We start from the raw sequence: 18,442 nt of genomic DNA, 5'->3' as shown, positions 1-18,442 counted from the left end.
TGAACTACTTTCACAGTTCACGCAGTCCAGAATTTCCCGGGCGCCTAAAAGCTCCTCCCGCACTTAGCCGCTCCGATAAACCCCTTGAACAGCGGATGGGGATGGTTCGGACGGCTCTTGAACTCCGGGTGGTACTGTACGCCCACATAGAAGCCCCGTCCTGCCAGTTCCACCGTCTCCACCAGCCTGCCGTCCGGGGACGTACCGCTGATGACAAGACCCTTGTCCTGTAAGACATTTCTGTAATCATTATTGAATTCATAACGATGCCTGTGCCGCTCGCTGATAAGATTCTTCCCATAGCAGCGTTCCATGACAGTACCCTCCTTGACGGCACAGGGATAGGCTCCCAGCCGCAGAGTCCCGCCCTTGTCGATATCGCCGCTCTGGCCCGGCATGAAATCAATGACCTTGTCCATACACTGCTCATCGAATTCCCCCGAATTCGCGTTTGAAATCCCGGCCACATTCCGCGCATACTCAATCACAGCCACCTGCATGCCCAGACAGATTCCGAAATAAGCCTTTCCTTTCTCTCTGGCATATCTGACCGCCAGAATCATCCCCTCGATTCCACGGCTGCCGAAGCCCCCCGGGACAAGAATTCCATCCAGGCCTGCCAGCCGCTCTTCATAGTTCTCCGGCACAAGCTCCTCCGAGTCGATCCAATGAATCTCCACCTGGGCCTCATGCTCATAACCGGCATGGCGCAGGGCCTCCGCCACAGAGAGATATGCATCATGGAGCCCCACATATTTTCCTACCAGGCCGATATGGACTGTACAGGTTTTCACTTTACTCCGCTCCACCATCCGGATCCATTCGGTCAAATCGGGCCTTTCTGTCTCCAGTCCCAGTTCACGGCATACCACTGCAGAGAAATCGGACTTCTCCAGCATCAGCGGCGCCTCGTAAAGATTGGGCAGCGTTATATTCTCTATCACGCAATCCGGCTTCACATTGCAGAACAGAGAGATTTTCTTGAATATGGCATCCTCTAAGGGCTCGTCGCACCGCAGAACGATGATATTGGGATTGATTCCCATCCCCTGCAGTTCCTTGACGGAATGTTGTGTAGGTTTCGACTTATGTTCGTCCGATCCCCTTAAAAAAGGTACCAGCGTCACATGGATGAACAGGCTGTGCTCCCTGCCTGCCTCCAGAGAAATCTGCCGGACCGCCTCAATGAAAGGCTGGGACTCGATGTCGCCAATGGTGCCGCCGATTTCCGTGATGACGACATCCGCATCCGTCTTCTTCCCCACCCGGTAGACGAATTCTTTGATTTCATTGGTGATATGGGGGATGACCTGCACTGTGGAACCCAGATACTCCCCCCGCCGCTCCTTGTTCAGTACGTTCCAGTACACCTTGCCCGTGGTGAGATTGGAATACTTGTTAAGGTCCTCGTCAATGAAACGCTCATAGTGCCCAAGATCCAAATCCGTCTCCGTACCGTCCTCCGTCACGTATACTTCGCCGTGCTGGTAAGGGCTCATGGTACCGGGATCCACATTAATGTACGGATCCAGCTTCTGCGCGGCCACTTTCAGCCCTCTGGCCTTAAGAAGCCTTCCCAAAGATGCGGCAGTGATTCCTTTTCCAAGACCGGAGACCACTCCCCCGGTGATGAATATGTATTTCGTCATACAATCCCCCGTTTCCTTTCCATTTCCTGATGGATAGCAAAATCTGTGTCCTGCAAAGATTCCATTACATAAAAAAGAGACAAAGACACCTCACCTTTCAGTGAACGACGTCTTTGTCTGTTCCTCTTTGCATTATGCACCTACTTTGAAGTTTTGTCAAGTCCCGATTCGCCTGCCAGCATCTCTTGCCGGCATCTCTTATTCGCTTCCTTTTATGCCAAGCATCTCCCGAAGACGTCCTTCGCACAATCCAAGGAAATCCTGTATCGGGATATCCGTAGGCTCATCCAGGGCAAACCCGGAGATTTCCTCCAGATACTCTTCATAGTCTTTCTCCACATGGCGCCTGTCCCTGAGCAGCCCTGATACATCTATCTCTGACAGGACATCATCCTCCACGGCCCGCTTCAGCAGTCCGCTGGTAATCATATCGGAGGAAATGCCCAGTATCAGGAGCTCGCACCAGATACTGGTGGCCTGAATCTCCTGCCTCCCCACCTGGTACTCCGGGCATTTCATTTTCGCTTTCTGCAGGCTCATCAGATAATACACCTTTTTGATCGGATCCCTGCTGGCGATGTCGCCATGCCTCACCGGCAGGGAACGAATCAGCGCTGCCCTCTCGCTCTCGGCTTTCTCCGTATCCTGCATATGCTGATATGTCTTCAGGGAATTCTTTACGCACTCATCAAGAACCTCTGACAGATTGATGTGGAGACGGGTCTGCATCTGGTTGAACAGCTCTTCCAATGCCTCCGGCAGCCTCCGCTCCACAGGCATCTTCATATAGTGCCGCGTGATGAAATCCTCCAGATGATCCAGCACATAGTCGCTCCCCTCGTGATAATCATAAGCAAGTTCCTGCAGCACATATATCATGTAATTGTACTGATTCCTGACATCGCGTCCTTTTCCCCTGATGATGGACTTGTACCTGTAGTAGTCCAGAATCCCTATAAAGTCTTCCCAGATTAGCCGTCTGCCATTAATCTCAATCCAGTCCCTCATAGCTACCTCCTTAGCTTTCGTCCGCTGCCCTCTCCCGCTCCGCCCCAAATGCCTGCTTTATCCTCCTGTATATCTCCAGCCCGTCCTCTCTCCCGAACCGCTTGACCGTATCAAGATACAATCCCCTGGGCTCACTCTCCTTTCTTCCCTCCACCACGCCGAAAATCTGTCCTGTCAGATTCCTGTAAGACGTATCCGAAAAGATATCCTCCAGCGCTCTCCTCATCTTCAGCCGCTCTCCATACAAACGGTATTCCGTCTCCAGGTTCACCTCCTGCAGTTTTCCCTGAATCAGCTTTTTCCTGTCGCTGCTTTCATTGGAGCAGCCGATGCACTGCTCGATATTGGACTGCAAAAGCACTTTCCGCGCAGGCTTCGCACAACTGGACCAGTAATCCTGCACAGCATTATATCCCTTATCGTTGCTCACAATGGCCACTATACCCGAATATCCGCCGCCGAACAGCTCGCCGATTCTGGATGCGATGTAGAAATCCAGGGCGTTCTTGCCAGTCCTCCGCAGACGGCGAATGTCCAGAACGCTCCCCGCGTCGATAATCTGCTGCAGTTTCCCTTTTTCCAACTTTACACAGGTCTGGCTATAGAAAATCGTCACGCAGTCATCTGCGGTCAGGTATTCAGCGCCCTGCAGGCCCCTGCTCCTGGTATTCTCCAAATCTATCATGAAATGAAACATATAGGCTCCACCACATCATGCCGCTTTCAGTCGAAAATCTCCTTTGATATTCCGACATGCGCCTCCATCTGGACCTCTCTGCCCCGGCAGCAGTCTCCGGCATCCGATGCGCCGCAACCAGCAGCTCTTCCATATGTACCTGAAGCACCCTGGACAAAACATATAAATGGTCCACCGACGGCAAGATCTGCCCCCGCATCCAGCGATATATCGGCTGCGGACAAGACAGATGCAGAATATTCTGGATATCCCTCACCGAATATCCCTTTTGCCTTATCAGGCCTTCCAGACGCATACCCGTCTTTTTTAAATCGATATACAGATAATCATTATCCGTCATGCCTCCACTCCTTTCCCGGCCCCTCGCTATCCCCTCCGGCTGAATTCAGCGTAACACAGGATTATTGATTTGTCATTGGACGGATAGTCCAAAAAGACAATCCCACGAAAAAAAGTCCCTTGAAACTTCCAACGAGACTTTTTTCTACAAAACATTTTCTTTGGTATCGGTTTTCATGTCAGGATTATTTCCCCAGCAGAATCATGGAGAGCATTCCCGGGCCTGTATGGGCGCCGATAATGGGCGAGAGCATCATCCGCCTGACGACCGCATCCGGCGCTTCCGCTTTTACTTTCTCCACCAGCGCCTCCGCCAGTTCCGGCGTGTCCGCGTCACAGATATAGATGGTATTGCCCAGCTCCGGGTTGTAATTATCTTTGAAGTATGTGAACAGTGCCGTCATGGCAGCCTTGTTGCCGCGCTTTTTGTCTATGGTCACCAGTTTTCCGTTCTCGTCAATCTCAAGTATCGGCTTGATGTTGAGGGCGGAGCCCACAATCGCCGTAGCCGCGCCAACCCGGCCTCCCCGTTTCAGGTACATGAGATCCTGCACCATGAAAAAATGGCGCAGCTTCGGAACCAGTGCCCTGACAGCCTCGTAATTCCTGCGGATGTCCATGCCTTTCCTTTTATTTTCAATGGCCTGCTCCACCAGAATGCCGATGCCTCCCGTAGCCGCCAGCGTATCCACCGGAAGAATCTCCTGCTCTGGGTACTCTTCTTTCAGATTCCCTGCTGCCAGCATGGAGCTTTCATAGGTGTTCGACAATCCGCTGGACAGGCAGAAGTACAGCACGGATTTGCCGGCTTCCAGAAATTTCTTGAAATACTCCTCATACATATAGGGAGAAATCTGGGAAGTCCTTGTCATATCCCCTTTGCGCTGCCCATCATAAAATTTCTTCAATACCGCCTCATCCTCGCCTCCATGGGATGTCCGCATCTCCTCTCCCAAGGAGTATTCCATGGGCACAAAGTCAATCCCGTTCTCCCTGGCGATTTCCCCGAGCAAGTCTCCTGACGCATCCATACAGATCACATAATCTTCCATGACCAACCTCCATCCCCGCACGATACGCAGACCACAGCCGCCCGATTCTCAGGAACCGGACAGCCGCAGAGCAGCGGACAGCCCGGCTCCCCGGCACCGGCTGTCCGAATCCTGCGTTCCTGCGGCATCACCCATGTTCATTCATTCTGTTAAAACTCATTTCCGGGAAATCTCGGAATCCCGTCAAATCCCGGCTTCAAATCCTCATCCGTGGGGACATAGTCCGCCATCTCCCCATTGTTGTACTTTTCATAAGCCACCATATCGAAATAACCGGTACCGGTCAGGCCGAACACAATCGTCTTCTCCTCTCCGGTTTCCTTGCACTTCATGGCTTCATCGATGGCAACACGAATCGCATGGCTGCTCTCAGGCGCGGGGAGGATGCCCTCCACCCTCGCAAACTGCGTCGCCGCCTCAAATACAGCCGTCTGCTCCACGCTCACCGCCTCCATGATGCCGTCATGGTAAAGCTGTGACAGAATCGGGCTCATGCCGTGATAGCGCAGGCCTCCCGCATGGTTGGCGGAAGGGATGAATCCGCTGCCCAGCGTGTACATCTTCGCCAGCGGGCAGACCTTTCCTGTATCGCAGAAATCGTAGGCGAACACGCCTCTGGTAAAGCTGGGGCAGGAAGCGGGCTCCACCGCAATGATTCTGTAGTTCTTCTCCCCGCGCACCATCTCGCCCGCAAAGGGAGAAATCAGTCCACCCAAATTGGATCCGCCGCCCGCGCATCCTATGATGATATCCGGAACGATTCCATATTTGTCAAGTGCCGCCTTTGTCTCAAGGCCGATGATAGTCTGATGCAGCAGCACCTGGTTCAGCACACTGCCCAGCACATAGCGGTAGCCCTCTCTTGTGGCCTCCGCCTCCACGGCTTCGGAGATGGCGCAGCCGAGGCTGCCCGTGGTGCCCGGATACTCAGCCAGAATCTTTCTGCCGATTTCCGTGGTATCGCTGGGAGAGGGCGTCACAGTCGCCCCGTATGTGCGCATGACCTCCCGGCGGAAAGGCTTCTGCTCATAGGAGACCTTCACCATGTATACAAGGCAGTCCAGTCCAAAATAGGAGCATGCCATGGAAAGCGCCGTACCCCACTGTCCCGCTCCGGTCTCTGTGGTGACGCCTTTCAGCCCCTGCTTCTTCGCATAGTAGGCCTGCGCGATGGCGGAATTGAGCTTATGGCTCCCGCTGGTATTGTTCCCCTCGAATTTATAGTAGATTTTGGCCGGAGTCTGCAGCTTTTCCTCCAGGCAATAGGCCCTGACAAGAGGAGACGGGCGGTACATTTTGTAGAAATCCTGAATTTCCCGGGGAATGGAGATATAGGCATTGGTATCGTCCAGTTCCTGCGCCACCAGCTCGTCACAGAAGACCCCTTTCAGCTCTTCAGCCGTCATGGGCTGCAGCGTACCGGGATTCAGAAGCGGCGCCGGCTTATTCTTCATATCGGCGCGCAGATTGTACCATGCGGCGGGAATCTCATTTTCTTCCAGATAAATCTTGTAGGGAATCTTTTTTTCTTCGCTCATTTCAGTTCTCCATTCTGCCGCTGACGTTTACGGCAATTAGATTTGCGTGAAGCCATGGCCGTCAGCTTTTCGGCATATCTGCTTTCCAGACCACGGCAAGGCGTCCGTCTCCCGCCCTAAAGAAATCAAGTATCATCTTAGCACAGAATAGAGAATCCTGCAATTATTTTTCCGCATTTACATCCTGCTCTTCCCCTTGTCTGTCATTGTATTCCGGTATATCGTTCTCTTTTATTCGTGATATTCTCCGTGGGCGCGCATGAATTCTTTCTTGATTTCCAGGAACTGCTTTATCTGCATCAGGATGTAAAACAAAACCGCCCTGGCTTCAAATTCCTCTCTGCTGTCGGGCAGCGGCTGGGACTTCATTTCGTCCAGCACGGCCTTTCTCTGCTCCAGCAGTCCCTCCACGGTGTTGTCCCTGTGGAAGTCCTCCCCTATCTGTCCCAGCAGCCCGGCCACCTGCTCTGCCTGTTTCGGCAGATATTGAATCCTTAATATATTGTCGTAGATTTCCCGCAGAACGATACCCTGCTGCTCCCGCATGGCCACATAGTCCAGCTCATATACGCTTTTCGAGAGCACGGTATTTCCGTAGTTGGAGACTGCGCAGTCTTTCGCCCGGCTGATTCCTTTTTTCAGTTCCAGAAAGCAGTCCGCATTGTAGCCGTCCTTGTCCTCCCTGGGCAGCCACAGGGACATTCTGTGCAGAATGCCTTTCATCTGCCCGTCCACATTTCCCGCAAGCCGCTCAAATTCCGCCTGCTGCCTGTGAAGATGCAGATTCACCGCGATTCCGGCCCCTGTGCCAATCAAAAGCAGCATTGCCTCGTTGGCTATCAGTTCAGGCCCCATGCCCTGTTCCGTGAGGAAGTGGGACACCAGCACCGAATCCATGGCGATGGCTTCGGTCCAGCCAGCGCTGAAGCACAGCAGGGCGAACAGGAAAAGATATGCGCCAAAGGCCCAGAGACGGTATCCTATCAGGGAAAAGCAGACAAGGGAAATAGCCAGAGCGCACAGAAAGGCCAGCCAGCGCTTTCCGGCGCTTTTCAAAGTTTCCCGCTTGGTGTTCTGGATGCTCAGCACTGTGACAATGCCGGCCGTGGCGGCATATCGCAGGCCCAGTTCTTCCGCCAGCGCAATGGCGGCAAAGGCTGCTGCCGCCATCTTCAGGCTCTTTATCAGCCGCGGTTTCCACAGCCGCCGACTCTCCCTCATAATGCCCTCCCTTTTGCAGCGCAATTCCGTCTATGCCAGGCAGAGACCTGTGTGATTCTAACGAAAACCATCGGTTCTCTGCCGTTGCCTTTTTCGGCCAGCGCTTTTGCCAGAGCCGATTTGCCCACGTCACAGGCCCCGCTAATCCATAGAATCATATCTCTCCTTTCCGGGAACATTCTGCATTCTCCCAAAGCCACTTTGCCACCCCGTCCCTGTCGTTGCTGTCCACAATGCCTGTGGCGGCCTGCTTCAGTTCCGGCACGGCGTTCTCCACAGCGTAGCATTCGTCGGATATCCGGAACATGGGGATGTCATTGATGGCATCCCCGAACGAAACTATCCTGTCGCAGTTCCACAAATTTTTCAGTGTTCTGATGGCCTCCGCCTTTGTGGCTTTCCGGGGCATGACTTCGCACCAGTACTCCGGCCGGTACAGTTCCTGTTGGAGCGTGCAGCGAAATCTCTCGTCCCCGGAAAAGATTTCATACAGCGGCATCAGTTCCTCTTTTTCCCCTATACAGGTGTAGTAGAAGACATTTCCGCCGTACAGTCCCTCTCCATCCTCCAGAGGCCTCAGTCTCTGGTCGCCTTTCCGCTTCGAGAGATACCGCTTTATCCCCTCGTTCTCCCGGACAGTATTCCAGGATACCCTCTCCCTGCCCTGCACAAAAGAATACACCAGCGGGCTGATACGCGCCTGCTCCAGGATACGCCTGACGAATCCGGCTTCTTCCTCCGTAAAAAACAGGGATGATATGATTTCTTTCGTATCGGGGCGCATGATGAAAGCACCATTGTATACAATTACAGGCATGGTCAGCGTCAGCCCGTCCGCCACCACACAGGCCGATTCCAGAGACCTGGCTGTGGCATAGGTAAAAAGCATTCCCCGGCCAACCAGTTCATTGATGATTCTCAGGCTCTCCGGGTTTATCCTGTCCTTCGTGTTCAGCAGCGTGCCGTCCAAATCAGTGACATACAGTGTCCTCATTATCTCTCCGTCCCTTCCATGAACCGTTCGGCCGTTTCTATCATCCCCTCGTAATCAACTCTGTCAAAATCTGTCGTATCCACCCGGATGACTTTCCCTCCCAGGTCAAAAGAATCCAGATTATGGCACCACATATCAAAATCCTCATATGAGACCGCGCTGCCGATTCGGTTGGCCTGTCCTCTTTCAGGCGATTCCTCCTGCTCCACGAAACGCTGATGCAGCACCCGGGTATCTCCCATGAACTTGAATGTGAGGGGTTCGCACTGATGCTTTTCCAGCACTCTTCGGATTGCATCCGACTCGTCCCTGTCTTTCACGCCCGCGGGCGCGAAGTTCCCCTCCATGATGAGGGGGCATCCCACTTCCAGCAGCCTTTCCGCCACGTACAGCATCCCATCGAAAGTGATGGCGGAAAAACGGCTGCTCTGCTTTCGGTCTTCCATTACGACCGTACTGCACAGGGCTGTTTTAAAGGTATCCTTTATCAGGCATGGAACCTTCAATGCTCGTGAAAGCTTTTCCGCGAAAGAGGACTTTCCCGCGGCCAGGCAGCCCTCTATGATGATAATCTTATTGTCCATTCTGCTCCTTTCCTGTTCCGAATACGGCAACTCGATATTCGTATGTAGAATCTATTTCAGCCACTTTCGATTAGCATTCTTCCAGGCTCTCCAACGAGGTTCACTCCACATATGTCTGAAGCAGCGCGCTTCCTGTATCATAAGGCTCTCTCACCTCCCGCAGAAGACTGTCGTAAAATGCGGCTGCAGCCTGTCTCCTCCCTGCCGCTATTTCTGCGCCCCGGGCAGTATAAAATTTATCGTACAGCCCCTCCAGCTTGTATTTGTATTCCTGAAAAAAGGATGGATCCCTGTCGTCCGTCCCATCGGGGACCTGGCCATTTGGCAGCACAGTGTACAAAGGCTCCGAAATCTGTCCTTTATAAATCAGCGTCCTGGCAATGCCGATAACGCCGGACACATCCACCTTATCCGCATCGAACAGTATCTTCGCCTCTATGGTTTCCGGTTGGTTGTCCTTTCGGTAGCGGTGGGAGGAAATGCAATCCCTTACATGCGCCGCAAAGCTTTCCGGGAAACCGTGTTCTGTCAGGAAATGGTATGCCTTGTCCGCTCCGGCCCTCGCATGGCATACCCGGGAATCCTCGAACTGTTCCCGGCGGCCGATATCATGCAGCAGACAGGCGGTAATCAGCACGTCCATGTCCACGGCCTCTTCCGTCCCGGCTATGTCCAGGGCGGTGTAGAGGACACGGTAGATATGTTCCTTGTCATGGGCGCTGTCTTCCATGCAGGACAGCATGTAATTTTCCAGCAGAGTATAGTTATCTTTTGTCATTCTATCCTCCTTGTCAGACCGTTCTCCTCAACGTCAGACGGCCTGGATTATCAGTACTTCTTCTCCTCAAATCAAATCGAACAGGCTCATCTGGACGGCTTGGACCGCTTCCTCCTCTTCTTTCCCGGCCCGCTCCCATTTTGCGTCCCCTGCCGGAATCTCCTCCAGGAAAAGAGAGGGTTCCCTGCCGCAGACCAGAATCAGTTCCTCCCTGGCCCTGGTCATGCCCACGTAGCACAGGCGGCGCTCCTCCTCCAGATCCGTTTCCCCGCCGAACTCCAGAGGAAGCCGCCCCTTGTCCAGCCCATAGAGGAATACCACCGGAAATTCCAGGCCTTTTGAGCCATGGAGAGTCATCAGCGTCACCGCGTCCGCCGTGAATTTCCTGCCGCTGTTCCTCCTGATGTCACCGTCCTCGCCGAAAGACAGGGTCTGAAAGAAACTTTCCATGGTAGGGCAAAGAACCGACATGTCTGTCAGTTTTTTCATGGCATCCTGGTTCTCGAAAGGAAATTCGCCGCACCACTCCTCCAGGAGCTTCACCGGCTTTCCTTTCTTTGCTTTTTTCCGGTACTTTTCAGTCAGGAGGTTAAGCCCCTCCTCCCGATTCTCTCCCAAAAAAGGCCCCAGGAGTCTCTGGCACAGCACTCCCCACGCCGTCTCCTCCGGATACAGGATATGGCGGAAAAAGTACAGCGCGGCCCGTACCTCCCGCTCCCGCAGAAAATCTTCCCGCCCTGCCACCAGATAGGGGATTCCCTCCTGGCGCAGGCATTTTTCCAGCAGCGCCGCCTGCCTGTGGGTTCGGTAGAGCACCGCGATGTCCGAAAAACCGCGCGCCCGGCGGCCCTCCCGTGTCCCATCCCTGTCCGTATCCAGCATGTCTATGCCGCCGATCTGGCGGATGATTTCCCTGGCCACGAAAATCGCTTCCCCGCGCTCGTCCTCCGCCGATACTATGCGCACGGGAAGTCCGGCTCCCTGTCCTGCTTTTGGGGCCATGGCCCTCATTCTGCGTGGTTCCCCTTCGTTGTGGGAAATCACGCCCAGGGCGGCATGGAGGATGGCCGGGGCGGAGCGATAGTTTTCCTCCAGGCGTATGAGGGACAGGTCAGGATATTCCTCCCCCAATCTGGAGAAAGCTTTGGAATCGGAGCCCCGGAAACCATAGATGGACTGATCCGGGTCGCCAATCACGAACAGTTCCCTGGAATGCCCCTCTTCCATGCTGCCCCGCCCCCATTCCTTTACCAGTCGGTACTGGAGCGGGTTGATGTCCTGGAATTCGTCGATGAGGAGGCAGGAGAAACGGCGGCGCTGCGGCGCATCCTCCGGCATCTCTTCCAGCAGCTTCAATGTCTCCAGCAGTAAATCGTCATAGTCATATGCCCCTGCCTGTCGGAGGAGTCTTTGATAATACTGATACACGCGCCAGTTCTTTCCGTCGGCGGCTGCGTTTTCCCCTAAGCCAGCCTCCCTTTTTTGGGCTGCTGCCCTGGAAGAAACCGGTTCCACAAAGCTATTGTTTCCCTGCAGGCCGTTCTTCATCCGTGACAGCTCCTGCAGAAATTTCCCCGGTGAATCCTTCTTTTCAAATTCCCGAAGCGCCTTTTCCGCCAATTCCGTCTGCAGTCCCTCATCCGCCACCACGAAAGAGTGCCCTGCCTCCTGAAGGAAACGGGCACAGACGGCATGGAAAGTTCCGATTCAGACTTCTGCCCCGCCCCAGTCTTTCTGATTCTTACGGCTTTTCTGACTCTTCTGGCCTTTCGAATCTTTTTGACTGGCTTCTTGGCTGTCGTCCGCCATTCTGGCGCGCATCTCCTCCGCTGCCTTATTAGTGAAAGTCACTGCCGTGATTTCCTCCGGCCTGATCCCCCTCTTGTCCAAAAGGTAACGGAGCCTGGCAATCAGCGTCCTGGTCTTGCCCGCTCCCGGCCCGGCAATGACCGCCACGCTGCGCCCTGCCCGTTCCACGGCTTCTCGCTGGCGCTCATTCAGGTTGTCTGTTGTCGAAACATCTGATATCTGCCGGTTGGTTTGAATATGCGTATCCTGGTCATCTTCAGCTTCTGACTTCTGGCGGCCGTTCTCTACATCATTACCAATCCATGCTTTCTGCAAGTCAATATCCGAGTTTTTTCCGGCTCCTGTCTTCTGACCGGCAATCTCCGTGTCTGCTACAGCTCTTCCTTTCTCCATCACCCGCAGTTCTTCCGCCGTGAAAAAACTCATCTGCCCTTCCAGGCGGCTGATGTCCTCCGGGGTGAGCAGCCCTATCTTTCCATATTCCCCATCGTAGCCCGGAGTGCGCTTCACCTGGCCCTGGCGCAGCCGCAGGATGCCCTCCGCCACCAGAGGACCTGCGGCCTTTCGGATGTCCTCCACCGGAATCTCCCGCAGGATGGCGAATTCCGGCCCCAGGGCCTGTATCATCTGTTCATACTTTTCCGCCGCTTTTTTCCCTGTGGCAGAGATTCCCATGGACGAGCCGATCACTTCGGGAAGCGGCACCAGGCTCTCGAAAGGGCGGCCTGTGGGCAGGACGAAGCCCTCCTGCCTGTCCGCCAGCTGCTCCACACGGTTCAGCACCCCGATGGTTATCTTCTTCCCGCATATGGGGCATCTGTTGCCATATCCGGCCGTCTCCCGGGGGCTGATGCAGAGTCCGCATTTCCTGTGGCCGTCAAAGTGGTACTTTCCCTCTTCCGGGAAAAATTCAATAGTGCCAGCCAGGCCTTTTCCCTGCCGGATGGCCTCTGCCAGCCCCTGGAAAGATAGTTCTATGTCGAAGAGGTTCGCCTCCCTCCCCAGCTTTGCCGGAGAATGGGCATCGGAATTGGAAATCAGCTGGAAACGATCCAGGGCGCTCACCCTCCAGTTCATGGGCGGATCTGAGGAGAGGCCTGTCTCCAGGGCATGGATATAGGGCGACAAATCCTCAAAGCATTCTTCCAGGGTCTCGAACCCCGAAAAGGCTCCGAACAGGGAAAAATGCGGCGTCCAGATATGGGCGGGCACATAGACTCCCGCCGGAGCGGCCTCCAGCATGATCTCCAGCAGATCCCTGCAGGGAATCCCCAGGATAGGCCTTCCGTCCGAATGTATGTTCCCTATCAGTTCCAGCCGCCTTGCCAGCGTCTCTGCCGCCTCCAGCCCGGGCAGAAGCAACAGACTGTGCACCTTTCTTACCCGGTCGCCTTTTTTGTAAATGGAGCTGATTTCCCCGGTAACCACGAAACGGGGCTGTCTGCCGCTGTCCCCTGCCCCTTCCAGCCTGTATTCTTTTTTCAGTACATACAGGCCGTCCTCTGCCGGTTCCAGCTTTTCTTTCAGTTCTTCCCGCCAGGCCGGGTGGGTGAAGTCGCCTGTGCCCACGATGTGGATCCCCTTTTTCCTTGCCCATAGGTCCAGGTATTCCGGCGTGCAGTCTCTGCTGGTCGCCCTGGAATATCTGGAATGAATGTGCAAATCTCCTATGTACATCTCTCCTCGCATTCTGCCGTCCAAAAAGCGGCTGGTTCCCACTCAACTTCTAAGCCTCTGTTCTCTTTACAGATATTTCCCGGAGTCCTCCGGGCTCAGATGGTACTGTTTATCCTTATCTTCAGCTTATCGGGCGCAGAAGCGCTGCCCAGAAGGTACAGCACCCCCGAATGGGGCAGCGTGGCCGTGAGCGCATCTCAATCCTTTCCTCTCCCTTATAGTCCTCTCCGATATAGCGGCAGCAGGCGGGCCGCATGCCCAATCCCCCGGCATGGCGAAATCCGGGACGCTCTTTATGCCTCTGGCGGCAACATGGACGCTGGCCATTGTCATCAAGAATAACCCTTTTCTGTCCTATTGAGCTACTGTGCCCGGACAGCTATATTTCTGTAAAACTGTTATGATTCGTTTAACACGGTTTTATAGACCAATTAGCGCGATTTCTTTCAACGCTTCCGTTTCCAGTTCCTTGCTCCTGCGCAGCACCCCAATGAGCATCCGGCGCTTCGCCCTGGCTTCCTCTATGCTGTCGGGCGTCTGCGCCAGCAGCTGGTTCATACATCTTTCACACATCTCTATGATTTCATCGTATTTGGAAATCGCCGTCACCACAGGGCGGGGATCCATGTCCTTCAGCAGATGCAGGCAAAGTTCCAGGAACTCCCGGATGCGCAGTTTCCCCTCATAATGTATGAAAATATGCGGACTCAGAGTCTCCATCTCCACAAGGTTCCTGTTGTTTTCTTTGCGGAGTTCATTGCACCAGTTGTCGTAAATGACCATGCCGTACCCTACCAGAGGCTGGTTCGATATGCTGACCTGATTGCCCAGAAGCAGGACGCCTTTCCGCAGAGCTTCCCTGCACTTTGCCGCCGTGGAGACGTTTCTTTCACACGGCTTTATCAGCAGCATGTCAGACTCCTTGGCATACCACTCCGGAAAGCTTTTCAGCTGCCGGAAAGACATGACCGAGTTCTTTTCATCATCTCCGTCCAGAAACGAAACGCCCTTTAAGACCTTTCCCCGGCCGGAAAAACCGGTGGCCAAAATCACATCGGTGTATTCTTTCGGAACGATGATGACAGGATATCCGCCCATAATGTTCCTCACAGCCAGACCGATGAAATCTTCCTCCGGACAATCCGTCCTGCTATGAACCTCCCCTGTCAACCCATAAATCCCCAGCCCGTCCTCCAAAGCATTGTCATCCCCCCAGGAATAGCCGAAACAGATGGAGGAAAACGCGGATTGAAGGATATATTCCGTGTCATCGTTTATCTGCCGCCCCATGGAATCCCTGTGTCCCTCCAGGCCCATAAAAAGCTTCAGCGCCGAGAGCAGGGCCGGTACCGCCATGCTGCGGGGCCAGCTTCTGCCCGTGAACTCCGCAATCGGGGCATAAGGCAGCAGGATATGCTCGAAATCAGCCTCTGCGGCGGGCGGGGACGCCGGGAACAGAATCCCGTCAATCGTGCAGTCAAGCAGCTGTGCCAGTTCCACAAGCAGGGACAACTCCGGCATCGTGTGTCCATTCTCCCATTTGCTCACCGCCTGAGGGCTGATGCACAGCCGCGCGGCCACATCCTCCTGGGTCAGCCCTTTCTTTTTCCTCAATAGCGCAATCTGTCTTCCTGCTTTCTTACAATCCAGCATTTTGATCTCCCTTTCTGAATCTTGTAATAGTATGGATGAAGCATCACATGATACGCTATATTTTAGATGAAAAAAGCCGATTTTACAATACGTGGGAAGTTGAGCCTGAAAGCGGAAACTTAACCTGTAGTTTATGCCGCAGTCACAAAACTGTTTTCTCCGCCTCTACTTATGGGCCTTAAACAGTAACCTCAGCCCGTCGCCCTCCTGACTATTGCGGTATGCCCATGCCCGTCTCGCAGAAGCTGCCAGATCAATAAAAAAGGCAATGCTGAAGATGGCGGTTATGGCGGCTTTCATTTCTATAGGAATCCGGCCGGTCACATCCTCCACCATGGGCTGGACAAAACGGAATACCACAATAGCGCCGAAACCGAACAGCACAGCATTTCTCAGACATACCCTCCCCTTGATGTTAAATCGCATATGAGAATAGTCCCACCATTTGGAATGGAACAGTTTCTCCAGGATTCCGCCCACGATGTACTCCACCACGGAACAGAAAACCACACCGAACACAAACAGAATCACATAAGAATCTTTCACGCTGCTCAAAGCCACGGATCCGGCTGCCATTCCCACGCCGTAGATAGGGCAGAACGGCATATGTAAGAATCCCCTGTTCTGAAATTCCCCCGCCTCAATCCGCATATCTATGAGTTCCACCAGCCAGCCGGCAAAACCCCAGAAAAAAAATATCAAAAATAAATCGTAAAAACCATACTCAAACAACACTTTCCTCTTACTCCTTTTCTTTCATGATGCCCCGGGCATCCCGGAATCCTATTTCAACCCTGCCATATGATTTTACCATATTCCGTGCTAACATGCTATTACAATTTTTCTATTCCTCTGCCATCGGCACCTGTCCAATCTTCTTCACTCCACTGCCGTCAACGTTCATACGGTAGAACGGGTGGGGCTCGTCTCCTATATATACTTCCGCTATTATCTCATCGCCGCAGATTTCATAGATAAGAGACAGATATGGGATTCGGTTCTCCCTGGTTTCCTGCCCCTCCTCCGGATAGCGGTATTCAAAGACTGTCTCTTTCCCGGTTCCGTCCGGCGACATCCTGTTAAGCCTGACTCCCACCGTATCCTCTTCCTCCGCCGTCTGTTCCTTCCCGTCCTGCCATATTTTATATCTGACATTTTCCACTATGTCAGTGGCATAATAGATTTTTCCCTTGTAAATCTCCGGATAGTCTATTGCACCTCTATCCTGTGCCAGCACAGATAACACCCTGTCCTCCCAGCGGTACATGGCCAGGTAATACAGACCGCTGTCCTCCTCGGAAAAAGAGTAAAGGATACAGTCCTCGTCACAATACTCCAGATATGCCTCATCCGGGCGCTTCGCCTTCTCTTCCGAAAGTTCCACTCCCGCCGCGCATGTGACGGATGCCACTTTCCAGTCCGTCACCCGGTCTTTGGCAAGCCACCAGCGCTTTCCGGCCTGTTCCAGTGTCAGCGGCTCATCCAGCGACAGCTCGTATTCCAGGTCGTATTTTACACTGTCCCAGTCTTCCCCGTTTTCCCAGTTCTTCTCCATGTCGCTGAATTCAGAGCTTCGCTCTTTCCGGATTCCCGTGCCGGCATCCCAGTCGTTTCTGCTATAGGATGTGACATAGCTGCCGTATCCGTAGATAGTCTCCGATGATGTCAGACGCCAGGTGCCGCCGCGGCAGGTATATGTATAGTCTTCCGCCCATCTCCATGCGCTGCCGCCGTATGCGTGTGTGGTGAAAGATGTCCCCTCCGCGGTCAGCGGCTCATAGGGATCCCCGAAGACGCCGCCTTCCCCTCTTGTCCGTATCAGATTGATATCCTGAAAGTCCAGACGGTATCCTCCTGCTCCATCGCCCGCCGCGGCAAACAGGATTCTGGGGTCATCCTGGTATGCCTGGTAACCTCCCTTATCTATCATGGCAGCCTGCAATACGCCTATATAATCGGGGATTCCGTCCTCATTGAAATCCAGTTCCACGCTGTCCAAAATCTCCCAGCCCTCCGGCACGAAACCGGTCAGTTCACTGGCTGTCTCGGGCAGCTGCGGCACCTCTCCGGGAGCAGTTTCTTCTCCATCGCCGCTTCCGGTTCCTTTCTGCTCTGGCTTTTCGTCCGCCTCGCTTTGAAGCCCCTCCGAGGACGCACCAATGCTTTCCTGATATAGCGCAGCATCCCTCCCGCAGCTTGTGAAAGAAATACTTCCTGTTCCAATTAAAATCCACAAAAAAATTCGCTTTTGCCTATGATACATATATCCTATATCCCCTACTAAATATCTCACAGAGGCATCGGCTTCAGCCACTCCCTAATACGTCCAGACTATCTCAGCCATGCCCGGCATAACTATGCACATCCGCTTTCCGCAACATCCTGGATTCCGTTCCGGCTGAAAACGCCCTGTGCCCATGATATCCGTCAAAAATCACCCATTGTTTTCCATATATTTCTTCAAAAAATGCAGCACTTCAATCGTGCAGTCCACCACACGATTGTATCTGTAATGCCGGTTGCAGGAAAAATACCCGAAATACCCCCAGGGATCCTTTATCTGCGGCCCCCAGTCCCACAGGCCGTCCTCCCGGGCATTTTCCAGAAGCCACTCCACGGCATTCCCCAGATAGATTTCGGAACCTCTGAACTGGTTGATATAGTTGAATGTGTCGAACCATCGCCTCGTCTGCCTGTGGACGAAGTCCTCCGGCAGCCTGTCCGGCGTCTTGTCCCAAAAATAGCCGTCTTCACAGGCTTTCCGCCCCAGATGCCTTAGCATTGCCGCCTCCAGGGCTTCGGATATCTCCTGGCGCCTTTTCAGCAGCAGTTTGCTCTGCATGGGCACCAGGCGATTTTCCCTGGTCAGGAACACCTCATGCTGGGCGGCCCTGTCCTTTTCATAGGAATACTCGCCCTCCTCATACGCCCTGCCCGCGATATACAGCCACTGCCTGTAAGTCTCGTCGCAGAGGGGATTCCAGGGGGATATGGCCTCCAGATAATTGCAGACGATAGCTTTCTGCCAGAGATTGGCCCGCTCGTTTTTCTCAAAAACTCCCTCGCTGCCCCTGCCCAGCAGCAAATCCTGAAGATATTCGCCTGCCAGGAAGAGAATGTCCCTGTCCTCTATGGTAAGACCGATATAAAGGCAGCGCTCGATTCCTACGCCGGAGGTAGGAATCTTGGCTTTCACAGAGTAGTCCTTGGAGCGCAGTTTCCCCCAGCCGCCGTTCTCGTCCTGGGTCTGGTACATCTCCTCCACGATGTCGCTCTTTAAAAACTCCGGGCGCAGCGCGGTCAGCGCCTCGTCCTCATAGGGAGTGTCCAGAAGCGAGAACTTCGCCTTATACTGAACCGCCGGATATTCGCAGAAATCAAGCAGCGCTTTCACATGCTTTTGAAATTCACCTACTGTAATCATCCCTCTCCCCCTATCCGCC

At 53.8% G+C, this 18,442-nt stretch carries 13 protein-coding genes and 1 pseudogene; all 14 read right to left on the bottom strand.

Annotated features, from left to right (window positions below):
• Window positions 1–44: 44 nt before the first annotated feature.
• Window positions 45–1,649: a CTP synthase gene (locus NFS35_RS02595; protein ID WP_251205583.1), complete on the bottom strand. Its 1,605-nt coding sequence runs from the start codon at window positions 1,647–1,649 to the stop codon at window positions 45–47.
• 198 nt (window positions 1,650–1,847) lie between these two features.
• Complete coding sequence (locus NFS35_RS02590) at window positions 1,848–2,657, bottom strand: hypothetical protein (protein WP_251205582.1); 810 nt, start codon at window positions 2,655–2,657, stop codon at window positions 1,848–1,850.
• 10 nt (window positions 2,658–2,667) lie between these two features.
• Window positions 2,668–3,354 (bottom strand): PIN domain-containing protein, encoded by a 687-nt coding sequence (locus tag NFS35_RS02585; RefSeq protein ID WP_251205581.1) that lies wholly within the window; start codon window positions 3,352–3,354, stop codon window positions 2,668–2,670.
• A 524-nt stretch (window positions 3,355–3,878) separates the two neighbouring features.
• Window positions 3,879–4,745: a DegV family protein gene (locus NFS35_RS02580; RefSeq protein ID WP_251205580.1), complete on the bottom strand. Its 867-nt coding sequence runs from the start codon at window positions 4,743–4,745 to the stop codon at window positions 3,879–3,881.
• A 149-nt stretch (window positions 4,746–4,894) separates the two neighbouring features.
• Window positions 4,895–6,283, bottom strand: a complete 1,389-nt coding sequence (locus NFS35_RS02575) for a TrpB-like pyridoxal phosphate-dependent enzyme (protein ID WP_251205579.1) — start codon at window positions 6,281–6,283, stop codon at window positions 4,895–4,897.
• A gap of 231 nt (window positions 6,284–6,514) precedes the next feature.
• Window positions 6,515–7,504 carry an aromatic acid exporter family protein gene (locus tag NFS35_RS02570; protein WP_251205578.1) on the bottom strand — a complete coding sequence of 330 codons (990 nt, stop codon included), beginning with the start codon at window positions 7,502–7,504 and terminating at the stop codon, window positions 6,515–6,517.
• Between the two features lie 154 nt (window positions 7,505–7,658).
• A complete protein-coding gene (locus tag NFS35_RS02565) occupies window positions 7,659–8,498 on the bottom strand; it encodes an HAD-IIB family hydrolase (protein ID WP_251205577.1) in 840 nt (279 codons plus the stop codon).
• On the bottom strand, window positions 8,498–9,082 hold the full coding sequence (locus tag NFS35_RS02560) for an AAA family ATPase (RefSeq protein ID WP_251205576.1): 585 nt from the start codon (window positions 9,080–9,082) through the stop codon (window positions 8,498–8,500). The genes NFS35_RS02565 and NFS35_RS02560 overlap by 1 nt, the downstream gene beginning before the upstream one ends.
• Window positions 9,083–9,182: 100 nt before the next feature.
• A complete protein-coding gene (locus tag NFS35_RS02555) occupies window positions 9,183–9,860 on the bottom strand; it encodes an HD domain-containing protein (RefSeq protein ID WP_251205575.1) in 678 nt (225 codons plus the stop codon).
• 66 nt (window positions 9,861–9,926) lie between these two features.
• Window positions 9,927–13,346: pseudogene (locus NFS35_RS29855) on the bottom strand (UvrD-helicase domain-containing protein).
• 420 nt (window positions 13,347–13,766) lie between these two features.
• Window positions 13,767–14,999 (bottom strand): helix-turn-helix domain-containing protein, encoded by a 1,233-nt coding sequence (locus NFS35_RS02545; RefSeq protein WP_251205574.1) that lies wholly within the window; start codon window positions 14,997–14,999, stop codon window positions 13,767–13,769.
• A gap of 165 nt (window positions 15,000–15,164) precedes the next feature.
• On the bottom strand, window positions 15,165–15,734 hold the full coding sequence (locus tag NFS35_RS02540) for a putative ABC transporter permease (RefSeq protein ID WP_251205573.1): 570 nt from the start codon (window positions 15,732–15,734) through the stop codon (window positions 15,165–15,167).
• 109 nt (window positions 15,735–15,843) lie between these two features.
• Window positions 15,844–17,235: a hypothetical protein gene (locus NFS35_RS02535; RefSeq protein ID WP_251205572.1), complete on the bottom strand. Its 1,392-nt coding sequence runs from the start codon at window positions 17,233–17,235 to the stop codon at window positions 15,844–15,846.
• A 198-nt stretch (window positions 17,236–17,433) separates the two neighbouring features.
• Window positions 17,434–18,423, bottom strand: a complete 990-nt coding sequence (locus NFS35_RS02530; protein WP_251205571.1) for a hypothetical protein — start codon at window positions 18,421–18,423, stop codon at window positions 17,434–17,436.
• Between the last annotated feature and the right edge of the window lie 19 nt (window positions 18,424–18,442).

Origin of the sequence: Acetatifactor aquisgranensis, assembly GCF_943193215.1 — a bacterium.
Classification (GTDB): Bacteria; Bacillota; Clostridia; order Lachnospirales; family Lachnospiraceae; genus Acetatifactor; species Acetatifactor aquisgranensis.
The sequence above is the reverse complement of the archived record's forward strand: the minus strand, read 5'-3'. Positions and strand labels throughout refer to the sequence as shown.

What these genes read in the sequence shown, in the direction of transcription:
- NFS35_RS02595 (WP_251205583.1), bottom strand. Translation starts at nt 1,649, where the DNA reads ATGACGAAATACATATTCATCACCGGGGGAGTGGTCTCCGGTCTTGGA.
- NFS35_RS02590 (WP_251205582.1), bottom strand. Translation starts at nt 2,657, where the DNA reads ATGAGGGACTGGATTGAGATTAATGGCAGACGGCTAATCTGGGAAGAC.
- NFS35_RS02585 (WP_251205581.1), bottom strand. Translation starts at nt 3,354, where the DNA reads ATGTTTCATTTCATGATAGATTTGGAGAATACCAGGAGCAGGGGCCTG.
- NFS35_RS02580 (WP_251205580.1), bottom strand. Translation starts at nt 4,745, where the DNA reads ATGGAAGATTATGTGATCTGTATGGATGCGTCAGGAGACTTGCTCGGG.
- NFS35_RS02575 (WP_251205579.1), bottom strand. Translation starts at nt 6,283, where the DNA reads ATGAGCGAAGAAAAAAAGATTCCCTACAAGATTTATCTGGAAGAAAAT.
- NFS35_RS02570 (WP_251205578.1), bottom strand. Translation starts at nt 7,504, where the DNA reads ATGAGGGAGAGTCGGCGGCTGTGGAAACCGCGGCTGATAAAGAGCCTG.
- NFS35_RS02565 (WP_251205577.1), bottom strand. Translation starts at nt 8,498, where the DNA reads ATGAGGACACTGTATGTCACTGATTTGGACGGCACGCTGCTGAACACG.
- NFS35_RS02560 (WP_251205576.1), bottom strand. Translation starts at nt 9,082, where the DNA reads ATGGACAATAAGATTATCATCATAGAGGGCTGCCTGGCCGCGGGAAAG.
- NFS35_RS02555 (WP_251205575.1), bottom strand. Translation starts at nt 9,860, where the DNA reads ATGACAAAAGATAACTATACTCTGCTGGAAAATTACATGCTGTCCTGC.
- NFS35_RS02545 (WP_251205574.1), bottom strand. Translation starts at nt 14,999, where the DNA reads ATGCTGGATTGTAAGAAAGCAGGAAGACAGATTGCGCTATTGAGGAAA.
- NFS35_RS02530 (WP_251205571.1), bottom strand. Translation starts at nt 18,423, where the DNA reads ATGATTACAGTAGGTGAATTTCAAAAGCATGTGAAAGCGCTGCTTGAT.